Origin of the sequence: Thermogemmatispora carboxidivorans, from assembly GCF_000702505.1 — a bacterium.
Classification (GTDB): Bacteria; Chloroflexota; Ktedonobacteria; order Ktedonobacterales; family Ktedonobacteraceae; genus Thermogemmatispora; species Thermogemmatispora carboxidivorans.
In genome coordinates, this window is record NZ_JNIM01000001.1 from 5,434,330 (window position 1) to 5,453,818 (window position 19,489).

12 protein-coding genes are annotated in these 19,489 nt (G+C 60.7%); 4 read left to right on the forward strand and 8 right to left on the reverse strand.

Features of this window, described 5'->3' with window-relative positions; all coding sequences use genetic code 11:
* Positions 1 to 251 precede the first annotated feature (251 nt).
* Positions 252 to 4,205 carry a tetratricopeptide repeat protein gene (locus N688_RS21455; protein WP_052891190.1) on the reverse strand — a complete coding sequence of 1,318 codons (3,954 nt, stop codon included), beginning with the start codon at positions 4,203 to 4,205 and terminating at the stop codon, positions 252 to 254.
* A gap of 393 nt (positions 4,206 to 4,598) precedes the next feature.
* Between N688_RS21455 and N688_RS21460 the strand changes: the two genes are divergently transcribed.
* On the forward strand, positions 4,599 to 5,807 hold the full coding sequence (locus N688_RS21460; RefSeq protein ID WP_052891191.1) for an MFS transporter: 1,209 nt from the start codon (positions 4,599 to 4,601) through the stop codon (positions 5,805 to 5,807).
* A 159-nt stretch (positions 5,808 to 5,966) separates the two neighbouring features.
* On the forward strand, positions 5,967 to 6,809 hold the full coding sequence (locus N688_RS21465) for a bifunctional 5,10-methylenetetrahydrofolate dehydrogenase/5,10-methenyltetrahydrofolate cyclohydrolase (protein WP_081839115.1): 843 nt from the start codon (positions 5,967 to 5,969) through the stop codon (positions 6,807 to 6,809).
* 324 nt (positions 6,810 to 7,133) lie between these two features.
* Here the strand turns inward: N688_RS21465 and N688_RS21470 are convergent, their stop codons facing one another.
* Positions 7,134 to 8,018, reverse strand: coding sequence for a 4-hydroxy-3-methylbut-2-enyl diphosphate reductase (locus N688_RS21470; protein WP_052891193.1), 885 nt, complete (start codon positions 8,016 to 8,018; stop codon positions 7,134 to 7,136).
* 139 nt (positions 8,019 to 8,157) lie between these two features.
* Positions 8,158 to 8,571: a glutamyl-tRNA reductase gene (locus N688_RS21475; protein WP_052891194.1), complete on the reverse strand. Its 414-nt coding sequence runs from the start codon at positions 8,569 to 8,571 to the stop codon at positions 8,158 to 8,160.
* Positions 8,572 to 8,957: 386 nt separating this feature from the next.
* Between N688_RS21475 and N688_RS21480 the strand changes: the two genes are divergently transcribed.
* Positions 8,958 to 9,752, forward strand: a complete 795-nt coding sequence (locus N688_RS21480) for a TatD family hydrolase (RefSeq protein WP_052891195.1) — start codon at positions 8,958 to 8,960, stop codon at positions 9,750 to 9,752.
* The gene (gene cysS / locus N688_RS21485) at positions 9,739 to 10,935 is read left to right on the forward strand and encodes a cysteine--tRNA ligase (RefSeq protein ID WP_052891196.1); all 1,197 of its coding nucleotides are present in this window, start codon (positions 9,739 to 9,741) and stop codon (positions 10,933 to 10,935) included. The genes N688_RS21480 and cysS overlap by 14 nt, the downstream gene beginning before the upstream one ends.
* An 89-nt stretch (positions 10,936 to 11,024) precedes the next feature.
* Here cysS and N688_RS21490 read toward each other — a convergent pair whose 3' ends face one another.
* From N688_RS21490 to N688_RS21510, 5 genes are all read right to left on the reverse strand, one after another.
* A complete protein-coding gene (locus tag N688_RS21490; protein WP_052891582.1) occupies positions 11,025 to 12,590 on the reverse strand; it encodes an ABC transporter ATP-binding protein in 1,566 nt (521 codons plus the stop codon).
* 110 nt (positions 12,591 to 12,700) lie between these two features.
* Positions 12,701 to 13,651 carry an ABC transporter permease gene (locus tag N688_RS21495; RefSeq protein WP_202901987.1) on the reverse strand — a complete coding sequence of 317 codons (951 nt, stop codon included), beginning with the start codon at positions 13,649 to 13,651 and terminating at the stop codon, positions 12,701 to 12,703.
* A gap of 3 nt (positions 13,652 to 13,654) precedes the next feature.
* Positions 13,655 to 15,049: an ABC transporter permease gene (locus tag N688_RS21500; protein ID WP_052891197.1), complete on the reverse strand. Its 1,395-nt coding sequence runs from the start codon at positions 15,047 to 15,049 to the stop codon at positions 13,655 to 13,657.
* A 297-nt stretch (positions 15,050 to 15,346) separates the two neighbouring features.
* On the reverse strand, positions 15,347 to 16,432 hold the full coding sequence (locus N688_RS21505) for a BMP family lipoprotein (protein ID WP_052891198.1): 1,086 nt from the start codon (positions 16,430 to 16,432) through the stop codon (positions 15,347 to 15,349).
* Positions 16,433 to 16,988: 556 nt separating this feature from the next.
* Positions 16,989 to 19,211, reverse strand: a complete 2,223-nt coding sequence (locus N688_RS21510) for a LabA-like NYN domain-containing protein (protein WP_052891199.1) — start codon at positions 19,209 to 19,211, stop codon at positions 16,989 to 16,991.
* Positions 19,212 to 19,489: the final 278 nt, after the last annotated feature.

Sequence of the window (19,489 nt, forward strand, 5' to 3'; positions counted from 1 at the left end):
ATCTTGAGCCTGGCACACAGACAAGAGAGGGGATCGGCTCCACAGTTCTGCCATTCTGCCGATCCCCGTTTGTTTGAGTGCTACCTTCAGGCGACAGATCAGGCCGGCCAGTCTCCAATTTCAGAGGAGAGGTCAGCCTGAGCATCTTGATCTCCCCCTCGACGATCCGCAATCGTCGAAACGAGTCTCCCCTGATTTCCCAGACGAGTTGAGTCATAGCCGCGCGAGCCTGGCTGGCTCGCTCGCTCAGGCTACTGACCAGAGCGCAGCGCCTGCAGAGCGGCCAGGCGCTCGCGAGCAATGGTGCTATCGGGCTTCACGCGAGCCAGGTTCTTATACACGCGGCTCGCCTGCTCATACTCGCCGACCGACTGATAGGTCTGCCCGAGCATATCGTAGGCCTCGTAGTTATGGCGATCGATGGCGATTAACTGCTGCAGGGCTGCCACGGCCTCCTTGACCTGATGGGTCTCGAAGTAGTAGCGAGCCACCACCGTCTGATATTCGGTGGCCTCGCGAGTGCGACCGATGCGCCAACAGAAAGCCACGACCTCGCGCAAGAGGCTCATATCGTTAGGAGCGAGATCGACAGCGCGGCGATAACAAGAGAGAGCTTCCTCATTATTGCCCATCTCGGCATAGATATCGGCGATGCGGCGCATAGCCTCAGAGGCCTCACCACGCTGATTACGGCGCTCATAGATATCGGCCAACAGGCGCAGCTCAGCAATGCCCTCTTCAAGCTGGCCGCGATTAATATAGATCTCAGCCAGCTCGGCATGAGCGCGCGGGTCCTGGGGAGCCAGGCGCACCATCTCATTGAGGACATTGAGAGCGTTATCGCCCTGACGCTTACTGAGATAATAGCGAGCCAGCTCAGCATACTCCTGGAGAGCGCTATCGATATCGCCCTGTCGAGCCGAGATCTCGGCCAGAGCCGAGGCCACCTCATCCTGATAGGTGGTCACCTGCTTAATACGGCGCAGCACCGCCTGCATCTGCTCCTCTTTACCAGCGCGGCGGTAGGCCTTGGCTAGCAAGAGGGAGATCTCCACTTCGGGGGCCTGATGCTCCTCATCGTCCTCGCGCGGGCGAGCCGCCCAGATAGTCGGGTCCATCGCAGCCGGTGAGCGGCGCACCAGTTGCAGGGCCTGCTCCAGCTGCTGAATAGCCTCCTCGGGCTTCCCCTGAGAGAGCAAGCAATGGGCCATACTCACGCGGGCCAGCACCTCCACCGCGCTATCGCGTGTGGCCTGCTGGTAGGAAGCCACGGCGCGATCAAAGTAGCCGGCCTGCTGATGGATCTGACCCAGGGAGAAATGGAGATCGGCGTTATTTGGCTGCAGTTCGAGGGACTGCGTATATTCGCGGGCAACGACCTCATAATGGCGCTGACCCTGACCCCGCAACTGCCAGCGGATGCGAGTCAATAGCTCCAGAGCCGAAGCGCGGCCAGCAGGGGCAGCGCCGGTAATCATCAGGAGATGCCAGCGTACCAGGGCGACGATATTGCGCGGGTCGACCTGCAGCACGCGCTGGTACTCAGCGGCGGCCTGCGGAGAGCGACCGAGCTTTTGCAGAGCCAAAGCATAATTCAAGCGAGTGGGCACGCTTGTTGGGCTTTCCTGCAGGGCCTGCTCCAACTCCCTGAGAGCGCGATCCATGTAACCCAGGCGGAGGTAAGCCTCAGCGGCCTGAGTGCGCTCGCGTAACAAATCCTCTTTGTTGCCGTGGGAGGAGAGCAGGTTAATCAGGCGCATGCGGTACGTCAGATTATTAGGCTCCAGCTGCAGGATGCGCCGATAGGTAGCGATGGCGTCGTCGATGCGTCCATTCGCGATATAGGTATCGACCAGGATGGCGTATTTTGTGATTGCCTGCTCGATGCGGCCCTGGCGCACATAGATCTCGCAGAGCACCTGATGGACATCCAGATACTGGGGAGCGATCTCGATGACCTTCAAGCACTCATCGATGGCCGAATTCAGCAAGCCATGCTCAATGTAGCGCTGGATGTCTTGCATCGAGCGCACCACCTGCATACGGATGCCTTCAGGCAGAGAAGCCGTGCTGGCGAGCACGGCGCCAGCCACCTGCTGCAAGGACTCATCGCGGGCCGTAGTGCCGGCGATTTTACTCAGCAGCTCCTCGACATTATCCTTAGTAGGAGAAAGAGGCGTCGGCGAAGCTGGGCTGAGCTGCTCCAGCGTCAAGGGAGCGGGAGCCGCGGGAGCCGCGGCGGCGGCGGGAGCGGGTGGCGCTGCAGGCGGTGCAGGCATCTGGCCCTGGGCAGGGAACGGGTTTGGAGCTGGGGCCGGGGCGGGAGCCGGCTGAGCCACTGAGGCTGCTGGGGCCGCCGGGGCCGGGGGTTGCAGCTCCACCTGCCGGGTCGGGCTATCGGTCAACCAGGAAGCCGATGAAGCCGGAGCCGGGGCCGGTGGATTGGGAACCGTGGGCGATTGAGGCGGCGCTGCTGGAGCCGCTGGTTGCGGCGCCTGCGCAGGAGCTGCCGGAGGAGACGGAGCGGGAGCAGGCGCAGCAGCAGACGGCGCTGGCTGCGCAGACGCAGGCTCATTGAGAATACCCGTCAGCCAGTCGGGCAATTCACCGGCGGCAGACGCGGCAGACGGCGCCGGGGCAGGAGCCGGGGCCGGCGCAACAGGAGCGGCGGGAGGCTGAGGGGCCGCTGCTGGGCCGGGGCCGGGGACCGAGAACATCATGGTGGCCGCATCCTGGATGGACGGGGTCGCCGGCTGCTCAGGTGACAGTCCAGGAGAAACCTGCAGCTGTTGCTGTTGCAAGGAAGGTGGCGGCGTACTGGGCTGAGAAGGAGGAAGCGCACTCTGCATCTGCTTCAAGAGCAGCTCCACCTGGGCGACTTTTTCACCCCAGCCACGACTGCGCAGGAAGCCAAGCAGCGCGTTATAAATGGTCAGGGCCTGCTCCTGCTCGCCGAGCAAGCGATGGGCCTCTGCCGCTTCCTGGCAGAGCTGGACCAGCTGGTCTGCCTCCTCAATCGTCAGGGCATCGAGATTGACGCGGTCGACAGCCTCATCGAAATGGACGGTGGCCGTGCGCAGATCGCCACGCGCGCGATAGCACTGCCCCAGGGCGTAGTAGCAAGAAAGCGCGTATTCAGGGTCATTGAGCAGCATCTGGAACTGGCGGATCGCGTCATCCCAGCGCTTCTGCTCCTGATAAAGCCAGCCCAGAAAGTAGCGAGCATCGGGACGATCGAAGCCGCTTTCGAGGATCTGCTCACAGAGATCGATGGCATCGTTATAGCGACCCTGGGCCTGGAAAGCCTGCGCCTGACGCAAAATGCCCGTAACCTGGCTTGCCGTGATCCGTCTCTGCGGAGCTGCTCCTCCGCCAGCGGGGCCAGCAGGGGCGAGAGCCTGCCCCGGGTTCCCCATGCCGCCGAAATTGCCCGCGCTACCCATATTACCCATGATGCCAGTATTACCTCCGCTTATGTTGCCCGGTGCGGCAGGGCCGGCGACCGGGCTACCAGTGAAAGAAGCCTCCTGACCTGCGTATCCATCCTCACCGGAGCGCGCGCCCGCCTGGGCCTCACCGGCCAGCGAGCCTGGCGAGCCCGCAGGCCGCTGCGACAGGTCAGCCGCGGCCTGTGCCAGAAGTGAGCGCGCCTCAGCGTTGGAGACATCGACACGCAGGACCTCTTCACACTGAGCGCGGGCTGCCGCCAGGTCATTTCGGAGCAGATAGCCCCTGGCGGCAGCCAGACGCTCCTGTATCATCAACGTCAGATCTTTCTTCTCTGCGTAGTAGTTTGCGAGCCGCTCGTGAGGTTCAGGGCTAACAGGTGAGAACTGAAGCGCCTTCTGCCAGGCGGCCTCTGCCCGTGCTCCCTGGCCAGCCTGGGCGTAAAGATCAGCAAGCTGCACATAGGCATTGTAGGCCTCCTCCCGCCTGCCCAACCAGCCATATAGCTCGGCAACCTTGCTTAGCACAATGATATCATGAGGCTTGCGCTTCAGCAGATACTCATATTCATCTAGCGCCTGCTGCCACTGCTTGGTCTGCATATAGCAGAAGCCCAGGCCCTCATGCGCCGCTGTGTCGTCTGGGAACTCTACCAGCGCCCGCTGATACTCGCGGGCTGCCTCCGTCCACTTGCTATCCCAACGGTAGCGGTCGGCGGCATCCATTGCTGTCTCGAAAACCTGTCTGTTCCCAGGCATGTGGGCTTCGCTTTCTTCCTTCTCTCTTCTCTACTCAGAATGGGCACCTGCCAACAAGTTCACCTTCATTTTGTCACTAGGTTACTACAATCCTGCATTGAAGCTCTCTTTTTGGTACTAAAGTACTTAGCCCTCCTCTCCCAGCCCCCAGGTTCAGCTCACCGCAGCTCCCTCCCCCTCCCCCCAGGAAAACAGGCCGCCTGCTATAAAAGGAGCGAATAATACCGCTTGCTTGTTATAGATAAAGACAAATATTTGGATTTTAGAGTATACTAAATAGTAGTGAGAAAATTCTAGCCATAACCAGGAGATAGTAAAGGCAACAGCGTTGGCTGGCAGCAAGGCCACACGGGACTACCTGCCCGCAGCCAGACACCTAAAGAAGGAGGTATCATGCTCTTCACGCGGGCCTTCTCGGGCCGTCTCTCTCTCTCTCCTCTGCGCCTGACGCTTTTCAGTATTACACTGTTAGAGGAGATGCTTTCGGGCATTCCCACTATTGGCTTACCCCTGCTGCGTCACCAGGTGCCGATGTCCTACACGCAGATCGGTCTGCTTTTTACCCTGGGGGCGGCGATGTCGATGGTGCTGGAGCCTCTGAGTAACGTGTTGAGCGACCTGGGAAAGACGAAGAAGCTTTGGGTGATCGGTGGTCTACTGGTGCTCTCCGGCGCGTTCGTGCTAGCCGGCCTCGCCCACTCGTTCGCGGTGATCCTGGTAGCGTTCGCTTTGCTCTATCCCTCTAACGACATCGCCTTAGGAGCGGCGCAGTCTTCGCTGATCGATGAGAATCCCCACCGCAGTACACGGACGATGCTGCGCCTGGCCTTCATTGGCAACCTGGGTGATTTTCTGACTCCGCTGACGGTGACCATTATCGCCCTTCTGGCTCTGGGTTGGGCGAGTCTCTGCTGGCTGGCCGCGGCGATTTGGCTGGTAGTGGCTTTGTTTTCTTGCGCCTTGCGCTTCCCCCAAGTGGAGCGCAGTGAGGGGCGGCGCTCGCGTCTGGGCCTCCTGGCGGAGGGCTTTGTGGCGGCGCTGCGCAATCCGCTCATGCTTGGCTGGGTAGTGATCGCCACCCTGCCGGTGATGCTCGATGAAGTCTATCGCTCATTTGTCTCGCTCTATCTACAAGACATCCTCCATTTATCTGACGATGTGGTGGAGAGTCTGATTACATTTGAGAGCGCTTCAGGATTCGCTGGTCTGGTGATCTGTGAGCTGCTGCTGGCCCTGGGACTGACAGTGCGCCAGGTCCTGGCCGGCTCAGCGCTGGTGGCACTGATTGGAATGACAGCCTTGCTGTTGACCCGCTCATTCTGGCTGGCAGGTCTGCTGCTCTGTGTAGTGGGGGCCAGCTCGATCTCCTGGTTCCCGCTGGCGCGGGCCCAGGTCTATGAACGCCTGCCGGGCCGCTCGGGCACGGGGCGAGCCTTGTTGAGTCTGGGCACACCTTTCTCCGTGATCTTGCCCAGTATTGTAGGACTCATCGCCGGTCGCCTGGGCATTACGGCAGGAGTGGCCTTCCTGGAGCTGGCGCCGCTTGGCATTCTCTTCCTGCTCCTGGTGCAGCGGGCTGAGCCGCGGGCGACGCTGGCCTGACGCTTCCTTCTTCTCTTCCTTCCTCCCAACCACTTTGTTGGTGGTCGTTCTCCCTTGCGACCTGGCCTGGCCACAGGGGAGAACGACGCAGCGCCGCATTTCTGGCTATGGTATGATGGACGCCAGGAGATTTCGCCTGTGGAGGAAGGAGGCTTCTTGATGATGTCTGCAACGATCTTCGATAGCCGTCCCCTGGCGGCGCGCATGATGGCTGAGCTGCAGCAGGAGGCAGCCGAGTTTCGCAAACAGCACCGTCGCTCGGCGCGCCTGGCGCAGATTCTCATTGGCCGCGATCCCGCGGCGGAGGTCTACAGTCGCCAGCTTGTCCGCTCCTGCCGTCGCCTTGGTCTGAGCTGCGTGACGTTGGCCTATCCATTCGAGGTAGATGAGGAGGAAATCCGCTCAGAGGTCGCGATGCTGAGCGAGGCCCCCACAACCGACGGGATTGTGCTGCTGTTGCCATTGCCGGAGCACATCCGTCAGCGCGTGGTGACCGAGGTGCTGCGCCCCGAAAAGGATGTCGATGGCCTCGGGCCACGCAATGCCGGCAATCTCCTGCTGGGCTTCCCTAGCTTTGTCCCCTCGACTGCCGATGTGGCCCTGACGGTGCTACGCGAGGCTGGCATCCGCGTGGCCGGGCAGCATGCGGTCATTGTGGGACGGAGCAATATCGGAGGCAAGCCGATCGCGCTGGCGCTGATGCGGGAGGATGCCACGGTGACGATCTGCCACTCGCATACCCGCGATCTGGCGGAGATCACCCGCAGGGCAGATATTTTGGTAGTGAGCACGGGCAGGCCGGGCCTGATTACTGGCGAGATGGTGAAACCTGGGGCGGTAGTGCTGGACGCTGGTATTACCACGGTCGATGGGAAGGTAGTTGGTGACGTTGACAGAGAGAGCGTGGCCCGCGTGGCCTCATTCCTGACACCGGTCCCCGGTGGCCTTGGTCCTCTGACGCACCTGATGCTGATTCGCCATACCCTGCTTGGACCCCAGTGAAGCATGCCAGAGGAGAAGGTAGAAAGGAAGACAGAAAGCAAAGGATCAGAGACTGCGCTTCCTGGGCTTCCTGGGCCTGGAATTTCTGGCGTGCGGTCTCTGTGCTTGGTCCTGGCCTGAGCCTCGCCATCAAGGCCCGGGCCAGGTCCTGCACCAGGCAGGCTTTCAGTTCAGATCGGTGCGGAGAACTGGGCAGCTCGCCACGACAGCCTGGCGACTGACTGCCCTTCGACGAGCGCGAGCGGCACAGGGTGGGGTCGGCGCCTGCTTCATCTGTGTGGTCTCACGCGGGCCTCGCCCCCGGTCAGGGCTGCTCTGCTGCCGCTAGGCTTCTGGCTCGTATTGCTCAAGAAAGCGGATCACTTCGCGCGTGATCTGGCTGGGAGTCGAGGCCCCCGCCGTCACCGCAACGCGCTTCTTGCCCTTGAGCCAGTCCAGCTTTAAATCGGAGAGATCTTCGATGCGGACCGCGGGAACGCCGGCCAGCTCTTCCGAGACCTGCACCAGACGGTTGGTGTTGTTGCTGCGAGGATCGCCTACCACGATCGTAAGGTCGGCCCCTTTGGCCTGCCGCACCACGGCCTCTTGTCTGAGCTGCGTAGCGGCGCAGATATCGATGTAGACCTTAACGTGAGGATAGCGGGCCTTGATGTAATTGATGAGACGCTGCGTGTCCCACTGCGAAAGCGTGGTCTGGGTTGAGATGGCCAGTTTCTTCTCTTGCTCCGGCGTGAGCTGCAGGGCCTCGACGTCAGCCTCGCTCTCGATGAGGCTGATATGGCCTGGGACCTCGCCCATGACTCCTTCAGGCTCGGGATGGCCTTTCTTGCCAATGTAGAGAATATAGTAGCCCTCCGCCACCAGCTCGCGCACCAGCTCATGGGTCTTGGTCACGTCAGGACAGGTAGCATCGATACAGTAGAGGCCGCGCTCACGCGCACGCTCCTTGACCAGAGGTGAGACGCCATGCGCGGTAAAGATGACTGTGCCTTCTTTGACTTGCTCAAGGATCGCCGCGCGATTCGGCCCATCGAGGGTAATAATGCCGAGCGCGGTCAGCTCTTCAATAGCATGACGATTGTGAACGATCTGGCCAATGATATGGATTGGACGGGGCAGCGTTGGATCTTTGGCAGCCCGACGAGCAATCTGTAAGGCGTCCACAACACCATAGCAGTAGCCGCGGGGAGAGATCTTGATCACTTCCATAACGTCCTCGTTCGTTCCCTGCGCCTGGGAGCAGGCAGAAGAATAGATAAAGCCTTCTCGACAGAAGGGAAGGGCCGCCAGGACCAGAAGACCGCGCTTGCTGTGGTCATTCTACGGCCATTCTTATGGTACCATAAAATCAGCTCGCTTTAGCACGGCTGTTGCAGAGAATACGCTGGAGGTCGGCAGGCGTGTAGAGGCAGACGAAGGGCAACAGGCCGACCATGTCTTCAACGGAAGGGCTACGCGCTAGATCGAGAATGATCAACGGGACCTGGCGATTGCCACACCCCTGGGCAATGGCTGCCGCAGAAATGAGCGGGGCCGCAGGCGTCACAGCCGGAATACTGATCAGTAACTGCACTTGCGGCAGCAGCCTGTCAAGTTGATTGACGCTCTCTTCCTCATAGATAGACTGCATACCAGCTTGCTTTAGCAACTGCACAAAGGGCCGCCGTAGCTCCTCTGGCCCGATGAGCAGGGCGGAACGACCGTGCAAGCCGCCCAGGCACGCATCAGCAATTGATACAACCTGTGGCGCGATATTCTGCATGCGCTTCTCTCTCCTCCAGAAACATCTCTTAATCACGAGTGCCAAATGCCATGCTCTGACAGCATGGCTCAAGATGTTCCTGTTTATCGTAGCGTATGGCAAAGAACCAGGCATCAGGTAATCACCTGATTTTGCCTGGGGCCTCGCCGCGTATTTTTTTCTAGGGTTCTGATCCGGCCTGACTTGCTAGCCTGCAGGCCGGCTCGTCAAAACTCAGCCGCAGCAGGGGCGCTCGCGTCCGCGCTCGGCCCGCCTATCATCACTGCCGCCTTGTTGACATTCATTTCAGCGATAGACTATACTAAAGAAAGCTCTTGAACAGAGATAGAACAAGCCAGCGTTGACCCTTCTTTTTTTTGCGTGTCTTCCTGTTCACAGAGGAAAGGATGCAGCGGTTGCTTGTTGATAGCCACGCCCACGTCGATGCTCCCCGTTTTCAGAAAGATCGCGATGCGGTGCTGCGCGCTGCATTTGCAGGGGGGATCGGCTACATCGTTGATCCCGGCTGTGATCTGGAGTCGAGCCGTGCAGCGCTAGCTTTGGCCCAGAGCTACCGTGGCCAGGTTTTCGCCGCTGTTGGCGTGCATCCTCACGAGGCCACCTCTTACAACGAGGAGGTAGAGGCTCAACTGCGCAGTCTGGCGCCCGCGCCCGAGGTGGTGGCCATTGGCGAATTTGGGCTTGATTACTTTCGCATGCTTTCTCCGCGCGATGTGCAGCGGGCGGTCTTCTGTGCTCATCTGGAGCTTGCTCGCAGCTGCGATCTCCCCTGCATCATCCATGTGCGCGACGCTCACGAAGACGTGATTGAGCTGCTACGTGCTCATGGTCGCGGGCTGCGTGGGGTCTTCCACTGCTTCTCGGGCGATGTGGCCCAGGCTGAGGAATGTCTTTCCTTCGAGGGCTTCATGCTCTCCTTCGCTGGCCCATTGACCCGCCCGGGCAACGCCCTGCCCGCAGTTGCCAGCATGGTTCCCCTCGATCGCGTGCTGGTCGAGACCGACAGCCCTTATCTTGTTCCTTTGCCCCTACGCGCCAGACGCAACGAGCCGCTCTTCGTGAAGCATGTGGCCCAGAAGCTAGCCGAGATCCGGGGCCTGACGCTGGACGAAATCGCTCAGATCACGACAGCGAACGCCACGCGCCTGTTCGGTCTTGGAGAACGCCATGAAGCTATTTAATACGCTCACCCAGAGAGTGGAGACGTTCGTACCCCTCGAAGGGAACAATGTGCGTATCTACGTGTGTGGGGTGACTCCCTACGATACTACACACCTGGGTCATGCCTTCACCTACGCTTCTTTCGATACGCTCATTCGCTATCTGGAATTCCGTGGTTACTCTGTGCGCTATGTGCAGAACGTCACGGACATCGATGACGATATTTTGCGCAAGGCGCGCGAACTGGGTGTGCCCTGGGACGAGCTGGGCAGGCGCGAGACCGAGAGGTTTCTGCGCGATATGGATGCGCTCAATGTCCGCCGCCCGACTTTCTACGTGCGCGCAACCGATGAGATTCCCCACATCATCGAGATGGTACAGAAACTGGTCGAGCGCGGCTATGCCTATGTGAGCGATGGCTGCGTCTACTACGACGTGCGCCATGATCCCGACTTCGGGGCCTTGGGGCGTGCCATCGGCCTCCAGGACTACGCCGCCATGCTGGCGGTGGCCAACGAGCGCGGCAACTATCCCGATGACCGGCGCAAACGCGATCCGCTGGATTTTGTTCTCTGGCAGGCTCAGGCTCCCGGTGAGCCAGCCTGGCCCAGCCCCTGGGGACCGGGACGCCCGGGGTGGCATATCGAATGTAGCGCCATGTCCCTCCACTACCTGGGGGACCAGCTCGATATCCACGGCGGTGGGGCCGACCTGGCTTTCCCTCACCACACCTGTGAGATCGCCCAATCCGAGCACTACACGGGCAAGACGCCTTTTGTCCGCTACTGGCTGCATACCGCTATGGTCTATCAGCAGGGGGAAAAGATGAGCAAGTCGCTGGGCAACCTGACCCTGGTGAGCGACCTGCTGAAGCAGTATAGCGCCAATGCGATCCGTCTCCTGCTGCTGAACCACCATTATCGCCAGCCCTGGGAGTGCTTCCCTGCCGACCTGCAGCTGGCTAGCCAGCAGGCCACTCTTTTCGAGGAGGTGGCGGCCCTGGCCGCCCGCTGCCCAACAACGGCAACAACGGAGAGCAGCGAGCTGCGCGCTCGCTTCGAGTCTCTCTTAGATGACGATCTGAAGACGCCCGAGGCGCTCCAGCTCCTACAGGAGACCGGCCAGGCCGCACTGGCCAGCCACGACGCCTGCCGCGCCAGCGACGTCGTTCGCCTCTTGCGTGTGCTGGGCCTGCGTTGCTAGTGCCTGCCTCTCCTCCGTCCCTTTGGACTGTAGACGAGGCCGAGAACTGCGGCACTGCTCGCGGTCCCGCGGCCCACCTCTGTTTATACTCACGAGTCGCCCGTCGCCTGCGCCTGCTCTTCCCGCGAGGCCTCCGACGGGCGTCCGCCTGTCATGAGCAACCCCAGCTCCTCCTCGCTGGCCTCCGGCGTGACGATATCGACAATCCGCCCTTCATACATGACTGCAATGCGATCGGAGAGCGAGCGGATCTCGTCTAGCTCGGCAGAAACAAGCAAGATTGCCTTGCCAGCGTCGCGCTGCTCAACCAGGCGCCGATGAATGAACTCAATGGCCCCAATATCGACGCCGCGCGTGGGCTGGGCCGCGATCAGCAGCTGTGGATCAGCAGCGAATTCGCGCGCCACAATCACTTTCTGCTGGTTACCGCCAGAGAGGGCACGCACTGGCAGCCTGGTGCTCGGCGTGCGAACGTCGAATTCACCCACCAGGCGGCGCGCCCATTGAGCTATCTCGCGCAAACGCAGGATGAAGCGAGCCCAGGCAAAGCGTGGCCAGCGCTCGCGCCCCAAAATGGCGTTATTTTCAATGGTATCGCTGAGCACCAAACCACTGCCGCGCCGATCTTCGGGAATGTGCGCTACGCCAACGAGACGCACCTCACGTGGACTCATGCCGGTAATATCGTAGGTTTTGCCAGCCTGCTCACCGCTGGTATGAGTGATAGTCATGCGGCCAGCCGTGGCGCGGCGCATCCCAGTCAGGACCTCGACCAGCTCGCTTTGACCGTTGCCCTCCACGCCCGCAATGCCAAGAATCTCGCCAGCATGCACCTCAAAGCCGATCCCTTGCAGCGCTTCCAGCCCACGATCGGACCTGGCATGCAGATTCTCCACTCGCAGCACCACCGGCCCAGGCCGAGCCGAACGCTTCTCGACCCGCAGGAGCACCTCGCGCCCGACCATCAGCCGCGCGATCTCAGTCTGATTGGTCTCGCGAGTCACCAGCTCGCCAACGTTGCGCCCACGACGCAGGACCGTCACACGGTCGGTAAGATCGAGCACCTCGCGTAGCTTGTGCGTGATGAATATGATAGTCTTCCCCTGACGAGACAGGACACGTAGCACATCGAATAGCTCGTAGGTCTCTTGGGGTGTCAAGACGCCGGTCGGCTCATCCAGAATCAGGATGTCGGCGGCCCGATAGAGGGCCTTGAGGATCTCAACGCGCTGCTGCAAGCCGACAGAGAGCTTCTCGATGCGGGCGTCGGGATCAATAGGCAGACCATAACGAGCACTGAGCTGGAGCACCAGCTCACGGGCCCGCCGTCGATCATAGGCTGCCATAGGCCCCCCTGGCTCCTGGCCCAGCACAATATTTTCGGCCACCGTCAGCGGGGGAATGAGCATGAAATGCTGATGCACCATGCCAATATGGAGGCGAATAGCATCGCGGGGACCACCAATATGGACACGCTCGCCATTGACAAAGATCTCGCCGCTGTCGGGGCGCACCAATCCATAGAGAATATTCATCAGGGTCGTCTTGCCGGCCCCATTTTCTCCAACCAGGGCATGAATCTCGCCCTGCCGAACGCGCAAATTCACGTGATCGTTCGCTACCACGCCGGGCCAGGCTTTGCAGATATCGCGCATCTCCACGGCATAGGGCGAGGCTGCCAGGTCTGGATCTGCCGCCTGAGCGAGAGGCGTTTTCTCCTGTTCGTGCATGCTTCCTTGACCTCCTTGGGCGCTTACGCTGCCTGCTATTCGGCGCTACCCGGCTCGTAGGGCACGCCATCGGCAGCCGGGGCCACAGTGCGCCCGACCAGTCCGATCAGGGCGATAATGGTAAGAATATATGGCAAGGTGGCCAGCAAATTGGAATCGATGCCCGTATCCTGCAGGCGCACGCTCAAGGCCAGGCCCAGGCCAAAGATCAGACAGGCCCCGGCAGCCCCCAGCGGCGTATATTTGCCAAAGACCACCGCTGCCAGCGCGATGAAGCCGCGTCCGGCGGTCATGTTCGGATTAAACGTGCCGGCCACACCCAAAGCAAGAAAAGCCCCCGCCAGTCCCGAGAGCAGACCACTGGCGACAACACAGGCATAGCGAATCAGACGCACGGGGATGCCGGCAGTGTCCGCGGCCTGCGGATGCTCTCCCACAGCCCGAATACGCAGGCCCAGATTCGTTCTGAAGAGCAGGAACTGCAGACCTAACAGGATGACGATCGCCAGGTAGAAGACGACATTCTGCTGAAAAAGTACCTGACCAAGGAAAGGAAGCTGCGCCAGTGGCCCCCAGCTCAGCACGGGAAGCCGCAGATTAAAGGCCAGACTGGGGATACCCTGGCCGCCGGTCTGCACAATATTGAGGTAGTTGGTCAGTCCCAGAGCGGCCACGTTGATCGCGATACCACTGATAATCTGATCGGCCTTGAGATGAATCGAGACCACGCCATGCACCAGAGCCAGCAAGCCGCCGGCGATGATCGCCGCCAGCACCCCGACGAGGACACTATGGCTGGCCAGGGTGACCGCCACCCCAACATAGCAGCCGATCAACATCATGCCCTCCATCGCGATGTTCACGACGCCGCTGCGCTCCGAGATGACGCCACCCAGAGCTGGCAGGAGCAGGAGAGCGGCAAACTGCAGAGAAGCCTGCCAGAGATCGCCAGAAGTAATTACCCGCAAAAAGATAGGCCAGAACACGCTTCACGCCTCCCCGTTCTGCTGATGTTGACGCTCCTGGGCAGGGGTCTGAGCCTGCCCTGATCCATCATCGGCCAGGGCGGCCCTCCCAGACTCAGACAGCGGCTGATCATTCATCGTTGGAGCCTCCGCTCCGTTGGCGGGCGCCTGGTCCAGATCGACCACCCCACCGGCGAGCGCGGCCACCACCGTTGGCTGGCGCGCCGCCGAGAAGCGCTTCACGAGAGCCTGTCGGATTACCGGGAGGAACCGGACAGCGATACTGAAGAGAACCAGCGCCTCGATAATATAGACCAGATCGCCAGGCACATTGGCCTTCAGCTGCATCAGAGAGCCACCCTGGCGCATTCCCCCAAAGAGTAAGGCCCCCAGGAAGATACCGATGGCCGTCATGCGACCCAGCAAGGCCACACCAATTGCATCGAAGCCAGTGGTATCATTGCGGAATACCTGGCCGACAACCTCGTAAGGATACTGTCCCATCAGCTGCAGTGTCCCTCCCAGGCCAGCAAAGAGACCAGCCAGCGCCATTACCAGCACCACATTGCGCTTCACCGAGATCCCAGCGTACTGGGCGGCGCGAGGATTCTCCCCCACCACGCGCGTCTCGTAGCCGAAGGTTGTGCGAGACATCAAGAACCAGTAGGCTACCAGAGCCACGAGCGCAAAGAGGAAGCCGACGTCCACAACATACTGCTCAGGCTGACTGATGGTGGGAAGGAAATGGCCCAGCGTCTGATTATAGAGGACCGAGAGCTTTGGAAGATTCGTCTGAGGGGGCATAGAGGGCGTCTGATCAGCCTGACCGGGAGCCTGCAGCGGTCCTGACACGAGCCAATCGCTGACATAGAAAATAATCCAGTTGAGCATGATCGTTGTCACCACCTCATGAGCGCCCCGCCAGGCCTTGAGCAGGCCGACAATTCCTCCCCAGAGCGCTCCGGCCAGGGACCCGGCCACTATCATCAGTGGCGTCAGCAGCCAACCGGGCCACGTCGAGCACTTCATGCCGACGAAGGCCGCCAGGATCGCCCCGGCAGCAAACTGACCCTCGGCCCCAATATTAAAGAGGCGCGCCCGATAGGCGATCGCCACTGAGAGGCCCGTAAAAATAAGAGGGGTGACATTGACCAGCGAAAAGGAGAGATTGGCAGCGTTGCCGAAGGCCCCTGAGAAGAGGTAACCGTAGGCCAGTAAAGCAGCGTTGAAACGATCGAAGAGAGAGCCGGAAGCGGTGATCATGATCACAATCAGGCCGGCGATCAAGGCCAAGGCCAGGGCCAGCAGCGGACGCCCTAGTCCGGAGCCAACTCTGCGCAGCCAGAGCAGCAAGGTGGTTGACCTTGTCTCCAAGGCTGGGGGAGTAGGTGAGCGCGGTTGAGCAGTCTGCAAGGCCATAGAGCGAATCCTCCCAGATCAGCAGTCACCAGGCAGGAAGGAGAAGCGGCCAGCCTTCTGCCAGGCTCTATGCTCGGTTATGACACACAAAAAACTGATTTGTAATAATAGCATTGCCACAGGGCAGAGACAAGCAGCGTCTGAGGAAGACAAAGGCAAGGCCAGGCTGCGTGCCAGCAAGTCCCTGGCAGACCCAACTCAGCCGCCAGCGGCGAGAGAAGAAAGGACCAGATCGAGCCATCAGAGGACAGGACAGCTCGATCTGGTCGTGCCCGGGCCATTCACTCACTACGCAGGTCAGGAAGGAATATTCTCAGGGACCACGAGCGTACCGGCCCTGATCTGATCGGCGAGCTGATCGGCCTTGCTCTTGGCATCAGCGGGCACCACGCTGCTCAGCGTACCGTAACCGACACCATCATGGGCCAGATCAAAGCGCGGGGGATTATTCGTGAACTTGCCATGAGCGTAGTCGTTGATCGTATCGTAGACGGCTACATCCACCTTCTTCAGGGCGCTGGTGATAACGCTCTTCGGGTGGAGATAGTTCTGATCAGCATCAACGCCGATGCCAAAAACCCCAGCCTGGTCGGCGGCATCGAGAGCGCCGACACCGCAGCCACCGGCCACCTGGAAGATGATATCGGCATTGTGCTGATTGATCTGGCTAAGAGCGGCATCCTTACACTTATCGGTGGCCGCGAAATCCTGAGAGTAATTAATCACCACCGTGATGCTCGGATCAACCTTCTTGGCACAGAACTTGTAGCCGGCGATGTAGCGAGTGACGGGAGGAATAGGCAGTCCGCCAACAGCGCCAATCGTATTATGGCCGCGCAGCTGCGAGATCTTGGTCTTGCCGTCAACCTCCATCTGGGCAGCAATGGCGCCAACCAGACAGCCAGCCTCCTGCTCTTTGAAGAAGAGCGGGGCCACATTGGGCAGCGATTCGCAGTCCTGCTTGCCTGCAGGAACAGCGCAGCCATCAATGATGGCGAATTTCTTGGTGGGGAACTGGTGCGCCACCTGATCGACAGCGTTCTGCATCAGGAAGCCGACCGCGAAGACCAGGTCAGCGCTGCGAGCTGCCAGCGTCAGGTTTTTCACATAATCGGCCTGGTTTTTCGACTCGATCACCTGGCGGGTAAAATGGAACTCGTTCATGGCCTTGGTGTAGCCGACGTAGGCCAGGTGGTTGAAACTACGATCGTTCAAGCCGCCGATATCAGTGACCAGGGCTACCGAAATCGGCGTCTGAGCTGTCGGCGTGGTTGAGCTTCCTCCTCCCGAGCTGCCTGTGTTGCTTCCTCCACAAGCAGCCAGCAGGACACAAAATAAGGCGAGCAATGCCACGATACGGGCTGGTATGCCACCGTTTCGCATACGCGCGTTCCTTTCTTCTCTCCCCGGAGAACCTGGTGTATCGTTAGAAATGCTCTCTCGCTGTTATTATGGTGCTATCCCTACAAACAAATAAGATACTCTGCTATTGCCTTTGGTGTAGCAGAAAGCAGGTCAGCGATCCAGAGACCAGCAGAGCCTCAAGCAATCAGGACAGCACCACCTGACTGTTCTAGTGGGATAGCACCCGGGCAGGGAACGGACCTCGCAGCGGTTCCATGACAATTATACGCTGCAGGCTTGTGACATCTCACAGAAGCCAGGTCCAGGCAGGCACTGAGCCAGGTGGGCCAGTGGTTGTCGAGCGTCTGGTGAGAGGAGGGGAGAGGGAGAAGAAGAGCGGCGAGGAGAGAGGGCGAACGATCGTGTTCGTGCTCTGGCCCCTCGCCGCATTGCTGGTGTGCAGTGTTGTGCTGTGCTCGCCAGGTTAGCCTGGCCCGCTAGCTATTACGAGGTAGCTATTGATTGTAGGAACGTTCCTCCAGAGGAAGCAGGCGGTCACGACAGTGGCCGTGTAGAGCTTCACTCAAAGGTCTGCTTAAGCGCGGATCTCCTCCAGCACCGAGAGATTGATGAACAGGTCGCAGCTTTGGCGCAGCGTAGCCGACATCGCCTCGTCGAAGGCGGCCACCTCGACGCGCACGCCGTGATCCGAGCAGTAATCGAGCATCGGCATAAAATCGCTATCGCCGCTGACCAGAACAATACAGTCGACGGCCCGGCTTTCCACAAGCCGCACCACGTCCATACACAGATCCAGATCGAGATCGGCCTTCTTTGCACCACTGGAGAACGTCTTATAGTTCTTCGTCGTAATGCGGTACCCCAGGCCCTTGACGGCCTGCAGGAACATTTGCTCATCGCCGGGCTGCGGGCTGGTTGGGCAATAGGCATGGGCCCGCACCAGGCGGCGGTTGCCGCGCAGGAAGTCGAGCAACTTGCCAAAGTCAATAGTCAGCCGTAACGTGCGTGCGGAGTAGAGCAAATTAGCCACATCGACGAAGACGCCCACCCGCTCCGTCGAAGGCGGAGGGGGGATTGAGACCGACACATTCGTCGGCGACTGATGAGAGCGGCGCAGTTCGGCCACAATGCGGTCGGTCTGCGACTGGATCGCCTGCACGACCGTATTGGCGAACTGAACCATCGGGTCATTCCCGCGGTTATTAGGATAGACGACATTGTTCCGCTGCACATCGGAGCGTGAAGGGCGCACACCAGCTTCGCGCACAGCCACGCTGCCGCGTGCGGGCGAAGGTTCTGGCGCCATGAAAGGACCTCCGAACTCGTTACCCAGATTCATCTGGTTCATAGTCGTGCCGGAGATAATATGGTAGGTTCCGGCAGGAGCGATTGGCTGCGAGAGCGGTACCGACGCCGGCTGAGTCACAGGCGGCACAGTGACCGGAGAGACCGGCGTGGGCGGCGGAGCGATCGGGGGAGGCGTCGGCTCAGTGGCCGGAGCTGGCGCGGAGGAGGCAGCCGTCGATTTGGAGCGACGGCGGCGGCGCCGGCGCGAGGTAGCCGCCTGAATCTCAGAGTACTCCAGGGGAGGCAGATCTTCAGGGGCAGGAACCTGGGTCTCCTGAGCCGCCGGCCTGGCGCCGTTGGCCGTCGGCTGCGCTGGCAATGCCACAGAGGCAGCCGCTTGCTCCTGTTCTTTTGCTTTCTCTTGTTGTCGATTATCCTTACTGCTTTGCTGCTGCTTAATCCGCTGCTCTTCCACCGTTGGCTCGCTCAGCATCTCGCGAGGAGAGAGAGCGTGAATCTCGTGGGAATGCTCACCAGGGCCGGGGGTGGCAGCCGCCGGAGTCTGGGGCTGCTCGCTCTCTGGCCGACGCTCCTCCTGGACAGCAGAGGCGCCAGAAGCAGCGAGCTTCTCCCCCGTCTCGCGCTGCTCAGGCGGCGTTGACTGCTGAGAAGAACTGACCAGGAACATAGCGCTATTGACCGCTGTTGCCGGGCGATCGAAGCGATAGCGGCGTGCGGGGCGAGTGGTCTGTCCCTCCTCGCTGGTGGACGGAGTGGTCTCGGTCGTGCTGCCACTCTCGCCTGTGCCAGAGCCAGAAGGGGCAGAAGCTGGCTCGCCACCAGCCTGAGCGCCAGCAGGAGCGGCAGGCTGGCCCTCTTCTTCAGGGCTTTTTTCTCCCTCGGAGGGGAGGCGCTCCTCGACAAACGGCTCGCGCAGGCGCCCATAGCGGGGCAGACGAATGCGCGTGGCCGGGCGCAGCAGCGGCGAAGGAGGGCGCTCCGCGGGCTTCTCAGGTGCCGCAGGAGCCTGAGCGGCCTGTGGGATCTGGGGAGCAGACTGCTGCTCCTCCTGAGCCTTCACCGAGTGCTCTTCCGCGGAAGGGGAGGCCGGTTCAGACTGTTCCTGCCCGGCGTCACCTTCTGCTTCAGGGGCCGTCTCGGTGGACGCTGCCGGCGTCAGGGCCTCGGCCTGCCCCTCGCCCTCCGCCAGCGAGCTGGTAGTGACAGTGCTCCAGCTGCCGCTCTCCACGAACGAGAGACGTCCGGGGATGGGCACCGTAGGGAGCGGCGAAAGTGGTCCAGCGGCTGACAGAGTAGCAGACGGGCCGTTGTCATTTTCAGCAGACGAAACCAGGCTGCCCAGGGTATTCAAGGTACTCAGGGCATCCAGAGCCTCATGCACAGCCTCGAAAGTAGCGGCCTGGCGGGCCTCTTCAGCCTGACGGAACTCCTCAATAAACTCACTGAAGGGACGAACATTCCCCTCGCTGAACGGCAGGAAGCCTTCCATGAGCGGGGAAGGCTCCTCGTCCCGCGTCGTCAAGGCCTCCTGTGCAGATGGTGTAGAGGGAGTGGAAAAGGCGGAAAGGAGTTCAGTGGGAGAATAGGCAGCGACGCTTTCCTGGATGTATTGGGAAGAAGCCTCCGTCTGAGACGGAAGCACATAGCCAGGGGCGGCGTCAGCACTCTCTCCTACAGGTGGTTGCTTCTGCCCTTCCACGGTACCCTCCGATAGCTGCGTCCCGGGGGGCGCAGCAGGCTCTAGAGAAGCAGGAGTTGTTGCGTCTT

Bases quoted from the DNA above. Each gene is read 5' to 3' on its own strand.
- N688_RS21455 (WP_052891190.1), bottom strand. From the start codon at position 4,205: ATGCCTGGGAACAGACAGGTTTTCGAGACAGCAATGGATGCCGCCGAC.
- N688_RS21460 (WP_052891191.1), top strand. From the start codon at position 4,599: ATGCTCTTCACGCGGGCCTTCTCGGGCCGTCTCTCTCTCTCTCCTCTG.
- N688_RS21465 (WP_081839115.1), top strand. From the start codon at position 5,967: ATGATGTCTGCAACGATCTTCGATAGCCGTCCCCTGGCGGCGCGCATG.
- N688_RS21470 (WP_052891193.1), bottom strand. From the start codon at position 8,018: ATGGAAGTGATCAAGATCTCTCCCCGCGGCTACTGCTATGGTGTTGTG.
- N688_RS21475 (WP_052891194.1), bottom strand. From the start codon at position 8,571: ATGCAGAATATCGCGCCACAGGTTGTATCAATTGCTGATGCGTGCCTG.
- N688_RS21480 (WP_052891195.1), top strand. From the start codon at position 8,958: ATGCAGCGGTTGCTTGTTGATAGCCACGCCCACGTCGATGCTCCCCGT.
- cysS (WP_052891196.1), top strand. From the start codon at position 9,739: ATGAAGCTATTTAATACGCTCACCCAGAGAGTGGAGACGTTCGTACCC.
- N688_RS21490 (WP_052891582.1), bottom strand. From the start codon at position 12,590: ATGCGCGATATCTGCAAAGCCTGGCCCGGCGTGGTAGCGAACGATCAC.
- N688_RS21500 (WP_052891197.1), bottom strand. From the start codon at position 15,049: ATGGCCTTGCAGACTGCTCAACCGCGCTCACCTACTCCCCCAGCCTTG.
- N688_RS21505 (WP_052891198.1), bottom strand. From the start codon at position 16,432: ATGCGAAACGGTGGCATACCAGCCCGTATCGTGGCATTGCTCGCCTTA.
- N688_RS21510 (WP_052891199.1), bottom strand. From the start codon at position 19,211: ATGGAAGGCTTCCTGCCGTTCAGCGAGGGGAATGTTCGTCCCTTCAGT.